This is a genomic window from Cupriavidus sp. GW823-FHT07B10 (genome assembly GCF_058794355.1).
Map to the genome: position 1 here is coordinate 165270 of NZ_JBXAGS010000008.1, position 15868 is coordinate 181137.

16 protein-coding genes are annotated in these 15868 nt (G+C 69.9%); all 16 read left to right on the forward strand.

From position 1 onward, the window contains the following. The first annotated feature begins 214 nt into the window (after nt 1–214). The 16 genes from AC1Q6V_RS18730 (at nt 215) to AC1Q6V_RS18805 (ending at nt 15865) form a co-directional block, all read left to right on the forward strand. Nucleotides 215–1402, forward strand: a complete 1188-nt coding sequence (locus AC1Q6V_RS18730) for a helix-turn-helix transcriptional regulator (protein WP_010813984.1) — start codon at nt 215–217, stop codon at nt 1400–1402. A gap of 256 nt (nt 1403–1658) precedes the next feature. Further along, nucleotides 1659–2375, forward strand: a complete 717-nt coding sequence (locus AC1Q6V_RS18735; protein ID WP_010813983.1) for an EthD domain-containing protein — start codon at nt 1659–1661, stop codon at nt 2373–2375. A 105-nt stretch (nt 2376–2480) separates the two neighbouring features. Then, nucleotides 2481–3377 (forward strand): VOC family protein, encoded by an 897-nt coding sequence (locus AC1Q6V_RS18740; RefSeq protein WP_439672488.1) that lies wholly within the window; start codon nt 2481–2483, stop codon nt 3375–3377. 7 nt (nt 3378–3384) lie between these two features. After that, nucleotides 3385–4275, forward strand: a complete 891-nt coding sequence (locus AC1Q6V_RS18745; RefSeq protein WP_439672489.1) for a CoA transferase subunit A — start codon at nt 3385–3387, stop codon at nt 4273–4275. Nucleotides 4276–4298: 23 nt separating this feature from the next. Then, nucleotides 4299–5099 carry a CoA-transferase subunit beta gene (locus AC1Q6V_RS18750; RefSeq protein WP_454750740.1) on the forward strand — a complete coding sequence of 267 codons (801 nt, stop codon included), beginning with the start codon at nt 4299–4301 and terminating at the stop codon, nt 5097–5099. 7 nt (nt 5100–5106) lie between these two features. Next, the gene (locus tag AC1Q6V_RS18755) at nt 5107–5994 is read left to right on the forward strand and encodes an enoyl-CoA hydratase (RefSeq protein ID WP_010813979.1); all 888 of its coding nucleotides are present in this window, start codon (nt 5107–5109) and stop codon (nt 5992–5994) included. Continuing rightward, nucleotides 5991–7073, forward strand: a complete 1083-nt coding sequence (locus AC1Q6V_RS18760) for an NAD(P)H-dependent flavin oxidoreductase (RefSeq protein ID WP_011616733.1) — start codon at nt 5991–5993, stop codon at nt 7071–7073. The genes AC1Q6V_RS18755 and AC1Q6V_RS18760 overlap by 4 nt, the downstream gene beginning before the upstream one ends. Nucleotides 7074–7092: 19 nt before the next feature. Then, nucleotides 7093–7884: an enoyl-CoA hydratase family protein gene (locus AC1Q6V_RS18765; RefSeq protein WP_010813977.1), complete on the forward strand. Its 792-nt coding sequence runs from the start codon at nt 7093–7095 to the stop codon at nt 7882–7884. Continuing rightward, nucleotides 7874–9040, forward strand: coding sequence for an acyl-CoA dehydrogenase family protein (locus tag AC1Q6V_RS18770; RefSeq protein WP_439672492.1), 1167 nt, complete (start codon nt 7874–7876; stop codon nt 9038–9040). Before AC1Q6V_RS18765 ends, AC1Q6V_RS18770 begins: the two co-directional genes overlap by 11 nt. Before the next feature lie 20 nt (nt 9041–9060). Next, a complete protein-coding gene (locus tag AC1Q6V_RS18775; RefSeq protein WP_010813975.1) occupies nt 9061–10128 on the forward strand; it encodes an acyl-CoA dehydrogenase family protein in 1068 nt (355 codons plus the stop codon). Between the two features lie 20 nt (nt 10129–10148). Further along, nucleotides 10149–11300, forward strand: coding sequence for an acetyl-CoA C-acetyltransferase (locus tag AC1Q6V_RS18780; protein WP_454750739.1), 1152 nt, complete (start codon nt 10149–10151; stop codon nt 11298–11300). A 10-nt stretch (nt 11301–11310) separates the two neighbouring features. After that, nucleotides 11311–12195 carry an SDR family oxidoreductase gene (locus AC1Q6V_RS18785; protein WP_058697827.1) on the forward strand — a complete coding sequence of 295 codons (885 nt, stop codon included), beginning with the start codon at nt 11311–11313 and terminating at the stop codon, nt 12193–12195. Between the two features lie 11 nt (nt 12196–12206). Then, nucleotides 12207–13370: an acyl-CoA dehydrogenase family protein gene (locus tag AC1Q6V_RS18790; RefSeq protein ID WP_454750738.1), complete on the forward strand. Its 1164-nt coding sequence runs from the start codon at nt 12207–12209 to the stop codon at nt 13368–13370. Continuing rightward, nucleotides 13367–14569, forward strand: a complete 1203-nt coding sequence (locus AC1Q6V_RS18795; RefSeq protein WP_454750737.1) for an acyl-CoA dehydrogenase family protein — start codon at nt 13367–13369, stop codon at nt 14567–14569. The genes AC1Q6V_RS18790 and AC1Q6V_RS18795 overlap by 4 nt, the downstream gene beginning before the upstream one ends. Further along, the gene (locus AC1Q6V_RS18800; protein ID WP_010813970.1) at nt 14566–15369 is read left to right on the forward strand and encodes an SDR family oxidoreductase; all 804 of its coding nucleotides are present in this window, start codon (nt 14566–14568) and stop codon (nt 15367–15369) included. Before AC1Q6V_RS18795 ends, AC1Q6V_RS18800 begins: the two co-directional genes overlap by 4 nt. Nucleotides 15370–15409: 40 nt before the next feature. Then, a complete protein-coding gene (locus tag AC1Q6V_RS18805; protein WP_454750736.1) occupies nt 15410–15865 on the forward strand; it encodes a MaoC family dehydratase in 456 nt (151 codons plus the stop codon). Nucleotides 15866–15868: the final 3 nt, after the last annotated feature.

Sequence of the window (15868 nt, forward strand, 5' to 3'; positions counted from 1 at the left end):
GTTGCCCTGTGGTGTGCGGCCATTTGATCGGCGGCAGGCGGGACCGGCATCGTCCGATTGCAGGTCAGGGAAAACACTTAGATGGTGCAAACCAGGGCGAACAAGGGCGCCGCGCGCCGGACATCGGCAGGCAGCCTCCCTATAATCTGCGCTGCCCAGGTGCCGCAGAGCACCGGCCAGTCCATGCATGGGGCGAGGAAACAGGAGACAGACAATGTTGATGGCGACCGTTGAGGCGCAAGGGGTGGCGTCGCCCTGGTTTGCGCAGTCCGGACTGAGCCTGCCGCAATTCAGCGCGCTGCTGGCGGCGGTCTACGAAGGGCCGATGGAACCCGTGCCCTGGGGCCGCGCGCTGGAAATGCTGCGCAAGCAACTTGGTGCCAGCTATGTGAGCTTCATCCTGCGCTCGCCCGCGAGCGACCGCAGTGGCATCGCGGTGCACGCGTCGCAGGACGGCACTTCGCTGGAGGCCGAGGCGTCGTACAACACCTACTACTACGCCATCGATCCCTTTATCAACCTGCCCACGGACCGGGCCGTGACGGTCGACGAAGCGATGGGCGCCGGCAACTGGTGCCGCAGCGAGATCTACCGGCAGTTCCTGCAGCCGCTTGGCGTGCGCTACCTGCTGGGCGCCGACATCCGCACCGAAGACGGGGTCGAGTGCCGGCTGCGCGTCTGCCGCCAGCACGACGCGCAGGACTTCTCCGAGGTGGACAAGGCGGCGTGCGCCACCATCCTGCCGCACCTGAGGCGCGCGGTCCGGCTGCATTCCAGGCTGGATGTGGTCGAATCGGAGCGCAGCCTCTATGCGGGCGCGATCGACCGCATGCTGGTGGGCATGGTCATCCTCGACGCAGCCGGTGCAATCCTGAAGAAGAATGCGGAAGCCGACGAGATCCTGGCGGAGAACGACGGCATCCGCCTCAACGGCGCCAACTTCGAGATCGCCTACGCACAGGAAAGCCGCAAGTTCCAGTACCTGCTGCGCCGCGCCCAGATGGGGCATCACGGCAGCGCGCCGGCGCTGGCCGAAGCCATGTCGATCACCCGCCCCTCGGGGCGCGGCAAGCTGGGCGTGCTGATCCGCACCATTCCGCTCAGCGAATGGTCCGAAGACCACCGCCATCGCCCGGCCTGCGCGGTCTTTATCCGCGATCCCGAGCGCAAGTCGCGCGCCTCGCACGAGGTGGTGCGCAAGCTGTTCGACCTCACGCCCGCCGAGACCGCGCTGGCGCTGGTGCTTGCCGACGGCATGACGCTCGACGAAGCCGCCGAGGCGCTGGGCACCAGCAAGAACACGGCGCGCGCCCACCTGCGCGCGATCTTCTCCAAGACCGGGGTCACGCGGCAGGCCACGCTGGTGCGCATGCTGCTGAGCAGTGTGGTGACGCTCGGCTGAGCGCCAGGGCGTCATCCACGCACGCGTGTTCCAGGGCACGCGTAACTCCCTCGTGGCCCGACGATCGGTTCTCCTAGTCCGAATGGAGGATGAGTCCCGCCATGCGCGCCCCTAGCATGCATCCGACAAGCGGGCGCGGCACACGGATGGCACCTCAGACGGACGCAGCGACGCGTGCTGTCCGCGCTTGGTCCTGTTCCGCGCACGCATCAACCTGTCCGGCCCCGGCCGGCACCTGTACCAGGGAGCGTGGAGCATGGAAAAAGTCATCTATATCGTCTGGCGCGATTCTCAGACCGAGCCGGGGGAGTTCGCGCGCCGGCTGCGCACGACGCTTGCGGACAAGCTATTGGCGCTGGGCGCGCGCGGACTGCAGGTGAACGTGGCCGATGACGCGGTGTTGCCGGCCGCGGGCCTGCGCCAGGCGAATACCCGCCCGCAGATGGACGGGCTGGTCTCGGTCTGGATGGACAGCGCCATCGACCGCCTGCGGCAGCCGTTCGACCAGGCGATCGCGGCCGCCGTGGGCCGCATGGCCGGCTACCTCGTGACCGAGTCCCAGCCCATTCGCAATACACGTTTCCCGGCCGCGCCCGGCGAACGCACGCCCGGCTTCGCGCAGCTTGCCTTCCTTACCCGGCCGCCCCGGCTTACGCCGCAGGCCTGGCTGGACATCTGGCACAACCACCACACGCCGGTGGCGGTCGAGACCCAGGACAACTTCCTCTACGTGCAGAACGTGGTGGTGCGGCCGCTCACCTACGCCGCGCCGCACTACGACGCCATTGTCGAAGAGGGCTTCCCCGATGCGGCGATGACCGACCCGCAGGCGTTCTTCGACGCGGCCGGCGACGAAGACAAGTTCCAGCGCAACCTGCAGGCCATGATGGAAAGCTGCCAGCGCTTCATCGACTTCGACAAGATCGACGTGATTCCCACCAGCCAGTACCTCGTGCGCCCGGCAGCGGCGTGACGCCCGCGCCGGACCGGCTAGTCCCACTGGACGATGTGCCGGGCCGCAGCGCACGGAAGAATGGTCCCATCAGCCAGCAGTGGCAACGAACCTGAGGAGACCGGCATGTTGGATATCCGTGCGCTTGGCTACATCGTGGTCGAGTCCACCGACCTGGGGCAATGGCGGCACTATGCCGAACAGGTGCTGGGCATGGCCTGTTCCGGCGCCCCGGGCGGTGCGCTGTACGTAAAGATGGATGAGCGCGACTACCGCTACCTGGCGGTGCCGGGCGCGCGCGACCGCTACCTGGCATCGGGCTGGGAGCTGGCCGACGAGCCGGCCTACCGCCATGCGCTCGACACGCTGCGCCAGGCCAAGGTGGAGGTCGTGCACGCCAGCGCCGCGGAACTGGCACAGCGCCGCGTGCAGGCCATGGCCTGGTTTGCCGATCCCTCGGGCAACCGCCATGAGATCTCCTGGGGCATGCGCTCGGACTTCCTGCGCTTTATCTCGCCGGTGGGCGTGCCGCGCTTCGTCACTGACCCGATGGGGGCGGGCCATGCGGTCCTGCCCGCGCCGGCCTTCGACGAGACCTATGCCTTCCTGTGCGAGGTGATGGGTTTCGGTTTGTCCGACATCTTCCGCGTGCGCTTTACCAATGACCCGGCCGAACCGGAAAAGCGCATCCACTTCCTGCATTGCGGCAACGCCCGCCACCACAGCCTGGCGATCTTCGAGATGCCGTCGGAAGCGGGCTGCATCCACGTGATGGCCGAGGTTCCGGACATGGCCGAGGTGGGCCGCGCGCTGGACCGCGCGCAGCAGCACGGCGTGAAGCTCTCGGCCACGCTGGGCCAGCACTGCAATGACCGCATGACTTCCTTCTACATGAAGACCCCCGGCGGCTTCGACCTCGAGTTCGGCCACGGCGGCCTGGAGGTGGACTGGAGCCACCACGCCGCCTACGAGGCCACGCGCGTCAGCCTGTGGGGACACGACTTCAGCATCGGATACCGCTAAACACATCATGACCAAGACAATCGACAAGACCATGAGCGCGGCCGACGTGGTCGGCCAGCTCGCCGACGGCATGACCATCGGCATCGGCGGGTGGGGCCCGCGCCGCAAGCCGATGGCGCTGGTGCGCGAGATCCTGCGCTCGCCGCTGAAGGACCTGACCGTGGTCGCCTACGGCGGCCCCGAGGTGGGCATGCTGTGCGCGGCCGGCAAGGTGCGCCGGCTGGTGTTCGGCTTCGTCTCGCTCGACGTGATTCCGCTCGAGCCCTACTTCCGCCAGGCGCGCGAGCGCGGCGTGCTGGAAGTGACGGAGCTTGACGAAGGCATGCTGCAGCTGGGCCTGCGCGCCGCGGCCGCGCGCCTGCCGTTCCTGCCGACGCGCGCCGCGCTGGGCACCGACGTGCTGGACATGAACCCCCAGCTGAGGACGGTGCGTTCGCCCTATGCCGATGGCGAAGTGCTGGTGGCGATGCCGGCGATCGAGCTCGATGCCGCGCTGCTGCACGTGAACGACAGCGATGTGCTCGGCAACACCCGCATCGACGGGCCCGATCCGTTCTTCGATGAATGGTTCGCACGTGCCGCGCACCGCTGCTATGTGAGCTGCGAAACGTTGCACCTGCGCCTGGAGGATGAAGACCTGGCGCGCGCGCGCAACAACGCCTTCGAGCGCTCGCTGGTAAGCGGCGTGGTGCACGCACCCGGCGGCGCCCATCCCACTTCCTGCGCGCCGGCCTACGGCTGGGACCTGCCCGCGCTGAAGGCGTACTGCGCCGGCGCCGAGGCCGAGGACGGCTTCCGTGCCTACCGCGACGAGGTGGTGGGCGCGAGCGAAGCGGCCTACCTGGAGCGCATCGGCGGCCTTGGCCACGTGCACGACCTGCCGCTGCCGGTACTTTGAACCCGCCAACCCAAGGAGCGACCGTGAGCGCCACTTATGAATTCACCCGCGCCGAGCTGATGATTGCCGCCGCCGCCCGCGAATGGCGCGACGACGGCGAGGTGCTGGCCACCGGCATCGGCACCGGCCCGCGCATCGCCGCCGGCCTGGCGCGGCTTGCGCACAACCCGGGCCTGCTGCTGACCGACGGCGAGGCCTACCTGGTGGAAGCGCCGGTGCCGCTGGGCCCGCGCGAGCCCGGCTACAAGGTGCGCGCCAGCGGCTGGATGGGCTACTCGCGCGTGTTCGACTGCCTGTGGGGCGGGCGGCGCCATGCGCTGGTGATGCCGACACAGATCGACCGCTTCGGCCAGGCCAATATTTCCTGCCTGGGCGGCACCCATGCGCAGCCCAGGACCCAGCTGCTGGGCGCGCGCGGCTTTCCCGGCAACAGCATCCACCACGCCAATTCCTTCTTCGTGCCGGCCCACAGCACGCGCGCGTTTGTCGCCGGTGAAGTCGACATGGTCTGCAGCGCCGGCTACAACCCGGCCCGCCAGCTGGAGGGCATGCGCAGCTTCGTTGACCTGCGCGTGATTGTCACCGACCTGTGCGTGATGGATTTCGGGGGGGCTGACCATGCCATCCGCGTGCGCTCGCTGCACCCGGGGGCGAGCTTCGACCAGGTGCAGGCGGCCACGGGCTTTGCGCTGGCGAATACACCCGGCGAGGCCCTGCCGGAGACGGCGCCGCCGACACCGGAAGAGCTGCGGCTGATCGCCCACCTTGATCCGCACAACCTGCGCGCGGCAATCGTGCGCGGCAATCCTTCCGGACGCGTGTGAGGCCGACATGACAACGCCAGCTACCGAAGCCATCAGCCTTGGCCCCAATGCCGAGGTGCTCTACCAGGTCGCGGACGGCATTGCCACCGTGACCATGAACCGGCCGCAGTTCCACAACGCGCAGAACTCAAAGATGACCTACGCGCTGGACGAGGCCTACCGGCGCGCCGCCGCGGACGACGCGGTCAAGGTGATCGTGCTGCGCGGCGCTGGCAAGCATTTCTCGGCCGGGCACGACATCGGCACGCCGGGGCGCGACATCAACGAGTCGTTCGAGCGTGCCTCGCTCTGGTATGACCATGTCAACAAGCCGGGCGGCGAGTTTCTCTATGCCCGCGAGCAGGAGGTCTACCTGGGCATGTGCCGGCGCTGGCGCGAGCTGCCCAAGCCGACCATCGCCATGGTGCATGGCGCCTGCATCGCCGGCGGGTTGATGCTGGCATGGGTATGCGACCTGATCGTGGCGTCGGACGATGCCTTCTTTGCCGATCCGGTGGTGCGCATGGGCATTCCCGGCGTCGAGTACTTCGCGCATCCCTACGAGCTGCATCCGCGCATCGCCAAGGAGTTCCTGTTCCTGGGCGAGCGCATGGGCGCCGAACGCGCCGAGCGCATGGGCATGGTCAACCGCGTGGTGCCGCGCGACGCGCTGGAAGACACCGTCTACGGCATGGCCGCCAAGGTCGCGCAGATGCCGCGGCTGGGCCTGACGCTGACCAAGCAGGCGGTCAACCATGTGGAAGACCTGCAGGGCAAGCGCACCGCGATGGATGCGGTGTTTGCCTGGCACCACTTCGCCCATGCGCACAACGAGCTGGTCAGCGGCGACAAGCTCGGCGGCTATGACGCGCGCGCCATGGCCGCTTCGCAACGCACCGGCGAGGACAAGGCATGAGCCCCGCGAGCCTGCACACCGTGCTGTGCGACCTGCTGGGCTGCCGCTACCCCATCGTGCAGACGGCGATGGGCTGGGTGGCGGATGCGAAGCTGGTCGCGGCCAGCGGCAATGCCGGGGCCTTCGGCTTCCTGGCCGGCGCCACCATTGCGCCCGGCGAGGTCGAGCGCGAGATCCTGCGCGTGAAGGCGCTCAGCGACCGGCCCTTCGGCATCAACTTCCACATGTTCCAGCCCAACGCGGATGAAGTGATCGAGATGGCGATCCGCCACCGGCTGCGCGCCGTCAGCTACGGGCGTGGCCCGGACGCGAAGATGATCGGCAAGCTCAAGGCGGCCGGCGTGGTCTGCATGCCGACCGTGGGCGCGGCCAAGCATGCGGCCAAGGCCGTGGAACTGGGTGCGGACGTGGTCACCGTGCAGGGCGGCGAGGGCGGCGGCCATACCGGCGGCACGCCGACCACGCTGCTGCTGCCGCAGGTGCTGGACAGCGTGAGCGTGCCGGTGGTGGCCGCCGGCGGCTTCTTCGACGGCCGCGGACTGGCCGCGGCACTGGCCTACGGCGCGGCCGGCGTGGCCATGGGCACGCGCTTCCTGATGTCGGCCGAATCGCCGGTGCCGGCGCCAACGCTGGAGCGCTACGTCAAGGTGCGCGACCCGGCCAGCATCCGCGTGTCGCTGGCCATTGACGGCCTGCCGCAGCGAATGATCGACAACGACCTGCTGCTGGCGCTGGAGAAGGCCGGTCCGCTGCGGCGCACCTGGCTGGCGCTGGCGGCCGCGCGCAAGTGGCAGGCGCGTACCGGCATGCGCAGCGCGCAGATGCTGGCCACCGCCTGGCGCGCGATGCGCGAGCAGGACTACAGCGCCGCCCAGACCCTGATGGCCGCCAACGCGCCGGTGCTGATCCAGCGCGCGATGGTCGAGGGATGCCCCGATGAAGGCGTGCTGCCCAGCGGCCAGGCCGCCGCGGCGATCCGGGCCATCGAATCCTGCGAGCAGATCGTGGCCGGCATGGCCGCGCAGGCACAGGCGCGCCTGGCGGCGCTGGCTGGCGCCGGACTGGCTGCAGCGGCCTGACCCACAGACAGAGGAAACCATGCAAACGAACAAAAAGACCGGGCCGTTCCGCATCGACACCGCCGATGGCATCGCCGAACTGGTGATCGACCATGCGCCAGTCAATGCGCTCGACTGCGCCGGCTGGCATGCGCTGGCCGCCGCGATCGACCAGCTGGGCACCGATCCCGCCGTGCGCGTGATCGTGCTGCGCGGCGAAGGCCGCGGCTTCTGCGCCGGCGTCGACATCAAGGAGCTGGCCGCGCACCCGCAGCGCATCGTCGATGTCAACGCCGGTAACTACGCCACCTTCCGCGCCGTGCACCGCAATCCCAAGCCGGTCATCGTGGCCGTGCACGGCTTCGTGCTGGGCGGCGGCATCGGCATCTGCGGCGCGGCCGACATCATCGTGGCCGCAGATTGTGCGCGCTTTGGCGTGCCGGAGATCGACCGCGGCGCCATGGGCGGCGGCGCCCACCTGCAGCGCATGTTCGGCGTGCAGAAGGTCAGGGCGATGTACTTCACCGGCGAGATGATCGATGCCGCCGAGGCGTACCGGCTGGGCGCGGTCGAGCGCGTGGTGCCGCGCGCAGAGTTGCGCGAGGCCGCCATGACGCTGGCCCGCCAGATCGCCGCCAAGAGCCCGGCCATGCTGCAGCTGGCCAAGGAGGCGCTCAACGGCGTGGAAGACGGCAACTTGGAGGACAAATACCGCTGGGAACAGGGCTTCACGCTGCAGGCCTACATGAGCGCCGATTCCGGCGAGGCGCGCGCCGCCTTTGTCGAAGGCCGCGAAGCCCGCTTTGCGCAGGGAGAGCGCGATGCAGCTTGAATACACCGACGCCCAGCGCGCCTTCCGCGCCGAGGTGCGCGACTGGATGGCCGCGCACGTGCCGCGCACGCCGCTGGCGAGCTTCGATACCGAAGCGGGCTTCGCCCAGCACCGCGCGTGGGAGGCCACGCTCAACCAGGGCCGCTGGAGCATGGTCACGTGGCCGGCCGAGCTGGGCGGGCGCGGCTGCGACCTGATCGAGTGGCTGATCTTCGAGGAGGAGTACTGGCGTGCCGGCGCGCCGATGCGCGTCAACCAGAACGGCATCTTCCTGCTCGGGCCCACGCTGATGGAATTCGGCACCGAGGCGCAGAAGGCGCGCTTCCTGCCGCGCATGGCCTCGGGCGAGCATGTCTGGGCGCAGGGCTGGTCCGAGCCGAGCGCAGGCTCGGACATGGCCGCGATCCGCTGCAGCGCGATCCGGCAGGGCGATGACTATGTGATCAACGGCCAGAAGATCTGGTCGACGCGGGCGGTGTGGGCGGACTGGCTGTTCGGCCTGTTCCGCACCGACCCGGCCTCGACCCGACACCATGGCCTGACCTTCATCCTGATGCCGCTGGACACGCCCGGCATCACCGTGCGCCCGATCCGCCAGCTCAACGGCCAGACCGGCTTTGCCGAGATCTTCTTCGACGACGTGCGCGTGCCGGTGGAAAACCGCCTGGCCGCAGAAGGCGCCGGCTGGCAGGTGGCCATGGCCACCGCCGGCTTCGAACGCGGCCTGATGCTGCGCTCGCCGGCGCGCTTCCAGGAAACCGCGCGCGCGCTGGTCAGGCTGTACCAGGCCAACCGCGAGGCGGCGGACCGCGACCCGTCGCTGCGCGAGGCGGTGCTGCGCGCCTGGATGGACGCCGAGGCCTACACGCTCTCCACCTACGCCACCGCGAGCCGCCTGGTACGCGGCGGCCATATCGGCGCGGAGTCGAGCACGAACAAGGTGTTCTGGTCCGAGCTGGACATCCATATGCACGATACCGCGCTGGCCATCCTGGGGCAGGCGGCGGAGGTCGCGCCCGACGGCCAGCCGCCGGGTTCGCTCGGCCACTGGCTGGATGGCTTCCTGTTCTCGCAGGCCGGGCCGATCTATGCCGGCACCAACGAGATCCAGCGCAATATCGTCGCCGAGCGCCTGCTCGGCATGCCGCGCGCATGACGGCACCCGGGGAAAACACCATGGATTTCGCATTGACCGAAGAGCAGGAGCAGTTTGCCGAGGCGATCCGGCGCTTCCTGATGACCGAGATGACGCCCGAACTGACGCGCGAGCTGTGGGCCACCGAGTCTGGCCGCTCCGACGCGCTGTGGCGCCAGCTTGCCAACCAGGGCCTGACCGCGGTGATGGTGCCGCAGGAGCAGGGCGGACTGGGGCTGGGCGAGGTCGAATGGGCGCCGCTGGCGCAGGCCTGCGGCTACTTTGCGCTGCCCGAGCCTTTGCTGGACACTGCGCTGGTCGCGGCCGGGCTGCTGCGCGATGCGCTCGCGGCGGCGCCGAACGCCTCGGCGCACGAACGCTGCGCCACGCTGCTGGAGCGCATCGCCGCCGGCGATGCCCGCGTCGCGGTGGCGCATCCGCAAGAGCGGCTGGTGGCCGACGCCCATGTCGCCGACGCGATCCTGTGCGCGCACGAAGGTGCCGTGCACCTGCTGCGGCCCGACCAGGCCGTGCTGACGGCGCGCACCGGGCTCGATCCTTCGCGCCGCCTGTTCGAGCTGGCGTGGACGCCGGCCGCGGAGTCCGAACTGATCCCGTCCGGTAGTGGCCTGTGGAGCAGCGCGCTGAACCGCGGCGCGCTTGGCGTGGCCGCGCAGCAGCTGGGTCTGACCCAGCGCATGCTGGACCTGGCGATCGACTACAGCGCGCAGCGCAAGCAGTTCGGCAAGGCCATCGGCGCCTACCAGGCGGTCAAGCACCTGCTGGCCGACGTGGCGATCCAGCTCGAGTTCGCCCGGCCGGTGCTGCTGCGCGCCGCCGCCGCGCTGGCGCACGGCCTGCCCGATGCGGGCCTGCATGTCTCGCACGCCCGCGTGGCCGCCGCGCGCTGCGCGTGGAGCGCGGCGCGCCAGGCGATCCAGGTGCATGGCGCAATGGGCTACACCTGGGAGCTGGACCTGCAGATCTTCACCAAGCGCGCCTGGGCCCTGGCGGGAAGCTGGGGCGACCGTGCCTTCCACAAGGCGCGCATGGGCGCGCACATCCTTGACGGCGCGCATGAGATCGGCGCCGGCGCCACCTTCGCCTGAATCCAAAGAGAACCAAGACCATGAAAGACGCCTATATCGTTGATGCCCTGCGCACGCCCACCGGGCGCCGCAAGGGCGGACTGTCGCACATGCACGGCGCCGACCTGGGCGGCTTCGTGCTGGCCGAGCTGGTGCGCCGCAACGGCATTCCCGCGGAGGACTATGACGACGTGGTGTTCGGCTGCGTCGACACCATCGGCCCGCTGGCCGGCAATATCGCCCGCAGCGCGTGGCTGGCAGCCGGCCTGCCGCTGACGGTGCCGGGCGTGACCGTGGACCGCCAGTGCGGCTCGTCGCAGCAGGCCGTGCACTTTGCCGCGCAGGCAGTGATGAGCGGCACGCAGGACGTGGTGATCGCCGGCGGCGTGCAGACCATGACCCAGATCCCGATCTCGTCGGCCATGCTGGCCGGGCAGGCACTGGGCTTTGCCGACCCGTTCTCGGGCAGCAAGGGCTGGCAGACGCACTTTGGCGATGCGCCGGTGTCGCAGTTCCATGCCGCGCAGCGCATTGCCGATCACTGGAAGCTGTCGCGCGAGGCCATGGAAGCCTACGCGCTGGCAAGCCATCAGCGCGCCGCCGCGGCCATCGAAGGCGGCCGCTTTGCGCGCGAGATCGTGCCGTGCGCAGGCGTGAAGCATGACGAGACCCCGCGCCCCGATACCACGCTGGCGAAGATGGCTGCGCTGGAACCGCTGATGCCCGGCAGTTCGCTGACTGCGGCTGTGTCCAGCCAGACCGCCGATGCCGCCGCCGCGCTGCTGATCGTCTCGGAAGACGCGCTCAAGCGCTACCAGCTCAAGCCGCGTGCGCGCATCGCGCATATGAGCGTGCTGGGCGACGACCCGCTGTGGATGCTGACCGCGCCGATCCCTGCAACCAGACGCGCACTGGAGCGCAGCGGCCTGCGCCTGGCTGACATCGACGTGGTCGAGATCAATGAAGCGTTCGCCTCGGTGGCGATGGCATGGCTGGCCGAAACCGGCTACGCGGCCGAGCGCACCAACCCCAACGGCGGCGCCATCGCACTGGGCCACCCGCTGGGCGCCACCGGCGCGCGCCTGATGACCACGCTGCTGCATGAGCTGGAACGCACCCGCGGGCGCTACGGCCTGCAGACCATGTGCGAAGGCGGTGGCCTGGCCAACGTCACCATCATCGAACGCTTGTAAGGAGACCGCCATGGGAATCTGCGACGCACGCACCGTCATCATCACCGGCGCCGGCGGCGGGCTGGGCCGTGCCTATGCGCTGGCCTTCGCCGCCGAGGGCGCCAACGTGGTCGTCAACGACATCCGGCGCGAGGCGGCCGAGGCCGTCTGCGCGGAGATCCGTGCGGCCGGCGCGAAGGCAAACGCGGCGCTGGCCAGCGCTGACGACATCACGCAGCTGGCCACCGCGCAGCGCATCGTCGATGCCGCGGTCGAGGCCTTCGGCGAGGTCCACGTGCTGGTCAACAACGCCGGCATCTGCCGCGACCGCATGTTTGTCAGCCTGACCGAAGCGGACTGGGACGACGTCATGCGCGTGCACCTGCGCGGCCACTTCTGCCTGGCCAACCTGCTCGCCAAACGGTGGCGCGATGCCGCCAAGGCCGGCCGCGCCGTCGACGCGCGCATTATCAACACCAGCTCCGGCGCGGGCCTGCAGGGTTCTGTCGGGCAGTCCAACTACGCCGCCGCCAAGGCCGGCATTGCCGCGCTCACGCTGGTGCAGGCCGCCGAGCTGGGCCGCTATGGCATCACCGCCAATGCGCTGGCGCCGGCGGCGCGCACCGGCATGACCGAAGACGTGTTCGCCGACATGATGCGGGCGCCGGCCGACGGCTTCGACTACTACGACCCGGCCAACGTCGCGCCGCTGGTGGTGTGGCTGGGCAGCGCCGCCTCCGCGCAGGTCAACGGGCGCATGTTCGAGGCGGCCGGCGGCATGGTTTCCGTGGCCGACGGCTGGCGCACCGGACCCAGGACCGACAAGGGATCGCGCTGGCAGCCGGCCGAACTGGGCGCAGCCGTGGCGGAACTGCTGGCGCAGGCGCAGCCGCCCCAGCCGGTCTACGGCAGCTGAGCGCGACGGCCATGGACTTCTCCCTTAGCCTCGAACAGCAGATGGTACGCGACAGCGCGCGCGACTACCTCGCCGCGCACAGCGATTCGGCGGCGGTGCGGCGCGTGACCGAGGCGGGCGCCGCGCACGACGAAGCGCTGTGGCACGCGGTCGCGGGCGAACTCGGCTGGTGCGGCATCGCACTGCCCGAAGCCGTGGGCGGCGCCGGCCTGGGGGCGCCCGGGCTGGTGCTGCTGCAGGAACAACTGGGCCAGCGCCTGGCCTGCGTGCCGTTCTGGTCCGCCGTGTGCGTGGCCGCGCCCTGGCTGCAGGCCAGCCTGGGCCCGCGCGGCAGCGCGCATTGGCTGGAACGGCTGGCGTGTGGCGAGCTGCGTGCCGCCGCGGTGTTGCCGGACGATGGCGGCTGGCAGTACGACGGCGTCGCCATTGGCGCGCAGGCGGGCGCGGATGGCTTCGTGCTGCGCGGCTGCGCCGCCCAGGTGGCCGATGCCGCCGGCGCCGACTGGCTGCTGGTGCCGGCCCGGCTCGAAGACGGCGTGCCTGCGCTGTTCCTGCTGGGGCCAGCAGCACTGGCACAGGATGCGCGATTCATGCTGGCGCCGCTCGATACGCTGGACCGCACGCGGCCGCAGGCCGCGCTGCGGCTGGACGGGCTGCCCGTGCCCGCCAGCGCCTGCCTGGCGCGCGCGGACGCGGCGGCGTTTGGCCTGGCCCAGGCCTGGTGGCACGGCAAGCTGATGCTGGCGGCGGAGCAGCTTGGCGCGGCCCAGCAATGCCTGGACCTGACCGTAGCCTATGCCTCGGAACGGATCCAGTTCGGGCGCGCCATTGCCTCGTTCCAGGCGGTCAAGCACCGCTGCGCGCAGATGATGGTGCTGGTCGAGGCGGCGCGCTCGGCGGTGTATGGCGCGGCGCAGGCGTGGGAAACGGGCGAGGTGGCCGATGGTACCGGCATCCGCCTCGACATCGCCGCCGCATCCGTGGCAGCCGACGATGCCCTGCGCTTCTGCGCGCAGGAGGCCATCCAGTTGCATGGCGGTGTCGGCTTCACCTGGGAATACGACCCCCAGCTCTATTTCAAGCGCGCGCAGGCCGCCAGCCACTGGCTGGGCGGTGCCGGCGCGGCGCTGGCGTATCTCGCAGCAAATGGCCCGCACGCGTGGAGGACAGCATGACAGCGAATCAAGAGGCGGCATTCCGCGCCGAAGTCGCGCAGTGGATGGCCGCCAACCTGGCCGGCGAGTTCGCCTGCCTGAAGCACCGCGGCGGCCCCGGCGACGAAGAGGCCTATCCCGAACTGCGCAAGGCGTGGGAGCGCCGGCTGGCCGAAGGCGGCTGGACCGGCCTGGGCTGGCCGCGCGCGCATGGCGGGCGCGAGCTGCCGGTCATGCAGCAGGTGATCTTCCATGAGGAATACGCGCGGGCAGGGGGGCCGGGCCGCATGGGCCATATCGGCGAGGGGCTGATCGGCCCGACCCTGGTCGCCTTCGGCACCGACGACCAGAAGGCGCGCTTGCTGCCCGGCATCCTGAACGGCACCACGTTCTGGTGCCAGGGGTATTCGGAGCCTGGCGCGGGCTCGGACCTGGCCAATGTGCGCACGCGGGCGGAGCGCGATGCGGCCACCGGCGACTGGCTGGTGAGCGGCCAGAAGGTGTGGACCTCGCTCGCGCACGATTCGGACTGGATCTTCGTGCTGGCGCGCTGCGAGCCCGGCTCGCGCGGCAGCAAGGGCCTGGTCTTCCTGATGCTGCCGCTGGACCAGCCCGGCATCGAGATCCGGCCGATTCGCCAGATGGGCGGCGGCGCCGAATTCAACGAGGTGTTCTTCGACGGCGCACGTGCCGCCGCCGCCGATGTGCTGGGCGCGCCCGGCGATGGCTGGCGCATCGCCATGGCGCTGCTGGGCTTCGAGCGCGGCATCTCCACGCTGGGCCAGCAGATGCAGTTCACGCATGAACTGGAATGGGTGGCGCAGGCCGCGCGCGACAACGGCAGCAGCCGCGACGCGCTGGTGCGCCAGCGCATCGCGCGCGCCTGGGCCGGCCTGCGCGTGATGCGCGCCAATGCGCTGCGCATGCTGGCGGGCGCGGCGCAGGCGGGCCAGGACGGCGGCACCGCGCTGCAGCGCGACGCGCTGATCTACAAGTACTACTGGTCCAACTGGCACCGAGACCTGGGCCAGCTGGCGCTGGACGTGCTGGGTCCGCTGGCCAATGTGCTGGACGCCGGCGACACGCGCCGCACGCGGCTGCAGCAGATGGCGCTGTTCTCGCGCGCCGACACCATCTACGCCGGCACCAACGAAATCCAGCTCAACATCATCGCCGAACGCGGCCTCGGCTTGCCGCGCGAAGCACGAGGACAGTCATGACCCTGAACACCGAAATCCCCAGCGCCCCGGCCTATGTGCCTGGCCATCAGTTGCTCGCCGGCAAGAGTGTGCTCATCACCGCCGCGGCGGGCGCCGGCATCGGCTTTGCCGCCGCGCGCCGCTGCGCCGAGGAGGGCTGCCGCGCGCTGATGATCTCCGACGTCCATGAGAAGCGGCTGGCAGACGCGGTCGAGCGCTTGCGCGCGGAAACCGGCCTGCAGGCGATCCATGGCCAGCTTTGCGATGTATCGGATGAAGCGCAGGTGCGCGCACTTGTGGCCGCCGCCGAAGAAGCCTTGGGCGGAACCGACGTGCTGATCAACAACGCCGGCCTGGGCGGCTCGCGCCGCCTAGTTGATATGGACGATGCCGAGTGGTCGCGCGTGATCGATATTTCCCTCACGGGCACCTTCCGCATGACGCGAGCGATGTTGCCGCACATGCAGGCGCGCCGGCGCGGCGCCATCGTCAACAACGCCTCGGTGCTGGGCTGGCGTGCGCAGAAGGAGCAGTCGCACTACGCCGCGGCCAAGGCCGGGGTGATGGCGCTGACGCGCTGCAGCGCGATGGAAGCCGCCGAATTTGGCGTGCGCATCAATGCGGTGGCGCCCAGCATCGCGCTGCATGACTTCCTGAAGAAGTCGGCGCCGGCCGACCTGCTGCGCCAGCTCAGCGAGCGCGAAGCGTTCGGGCGCGCGGCCGAGGTGTGGGAGGTGGCCAATGTGATGGTATTCCTGGCCAGCGACTATGCCTCGTACATGACGGGCGAGGTGCTGCCGGTGAGCAGCCAGCGGGCTTGAAGGGAAACAGTTGGGACCGGGAACAACGCAGGAACCAGACATGCCAAGAATCTTCCGTTCTGCCGAAGACATCCACGCCGCCGTCGGCCAGCGCCTCGGCGAGAGCGCCTGGACCCAGATCACCCAGGAACAGGTCAACCAGTTCGCCAATGCCACCGGCGACCACCAGTGGCTGCACGTGGACCCGGAGCGCGCCGCGCAGGGCCCATACGGCGCCTGCATCGCGCACGGCTACCTGACGCTGGCGCTGGTCAACCAGTTCCTGCCGGAGCTGGTCACGGTCGAAGGCATGAAGTGGGGCGTCAACTACGGCTGCGACAAGGTGCGCTTCCCGGCGCCGGTGCGCGTGGGCGCGCGCGTGCGCGGGGCGGGGGAACTGGTGCGGGCCGAGACCTTGCAGGGCGGCGTGCAGTCGGTGGTGCGCATGACCGTGGAAATCGAAGGCGGAGACAAGCCGGCCTGCGTGGCCGAGACCATCAGCCGCTATTACTTCTGAACA

What these genes read in the sequence shown, in the direction of transcription:
- AC1Q6V_RS18735 (WP_010813983.1), top strand. Translation starts at nt 1,659, where the DNA reads ATGGAAAAAGTCATCTATATCGTCTGGCGCGATTCTCAGACCGAGCCG.
- AC1Q6V_RS18790 (WP_454750738.1), top strand. Translation starts at nt 12,207, where the DNA reads ATGGACTTCTCCCTTAGCCTCGAACAGCAGATGGTACGCGACAGCGCG.
- AC1Q6V_RS18775 (WP_010813975.1), top strand. Translation starts at nt 9,061, where the DNA reads ATGGATTTCGCATTGACCGAAGAGCAGGAGCAGTTTGCCGAGGCGATC.
- AC1Q6V_RS18745 (WP_439672489.1), top strand. Translation starts at nt 3,385, where the DNA reads ATGACCAAGACAATCGACAAGACCATGAGCGCGGCCGACGTGGTCGGC.
- AC1Q6V_RS18785 (WP_058697827.1), top strand. Translation starts at nt 11,311, where the DNA reads ATGGGAATCTGCGACGCACGCACCGTCATCATCACCGGCGCCGGCGGC.
- AC1Q6V_RS18770 (WP_439672492.1), top strand. Translation starts at nt 7,874, where the DNA reads ATGCAGCTTGAATACACCGACGCCCAGCGCGCCTTCCGCGCCGAGGTG.
- AC1Q6V_RS18795 (WP_454750737.1), top strand. Translation starts at nt 13,367, where the DNA reads ATGACAGCGAATCAAGAGGCGGCATTCCGCGCCGAAGTCGCGCAGTGG.
- AC1Q6V_RS18800 (WP_010813970.1), top strand. Translation starts at nt 14,566, where the DNA reads ATGACCCTGAACACCGAAATCCCCAGCGCCCCGGCCTATGTGCCTGGC.
- AC1Q6V_RS18765 (WP_010813977.1), top strand. Translation starts at nt 7,093, where the DNA reads ATGCAAACGAACAAAAAGACCGGGCCGTTCCGCATCGACACCGCCGAT.
- AC1Q6V_RS18730 (WP_010813984.1), top strand. Translation starts at nt 215, where the DNA reads ATGTTGATGGCGACCGTTGAGGCGCAAGGGGTGGCGTCGCCCTGGTTT.
- AC1Q6V_RS18780 (WP_454750739.1), top strand. Translation starts at nt 10,149, where the DNA reads ATGAAAGACGCCTATATCGTTGATGCCCTGCGCACGCCCACCGGGCGC.
- AC1Q6V_RS18740 (WP_439672488.1), top strand. Translation starts at nt 2,481, where the DNA reads ATGTTGGATATCCGTGCGCTTGGCTACATCGTGGTCGAGTCCACCGAC.
- AC1Q6V_RS18760 (WP_011616733.1), top strand. Translation starts at nt 5,991, where the DNA reads ATGAGCCCCGCGAGCCTGCACACCGTGCTGTGCGACCTGCTGGGCTGC.
- AC1Q6V_RS18805 (WP_454750736.1), top strand. Translation starts at nt 15,410, where the DNA reads ATGCCAAGAATCTTCCGTTCTGCCGAAGACATCCACGCCGCCGTCGGC.
- AC1Q6V_RS18755 (WP_010813979.1), top strand. Translation starts at nt 5,107, where the DNA reads ATGACAACGCCAGCTACCGAAGCCATCAGCCTTGGCCCCAATGCCGAG.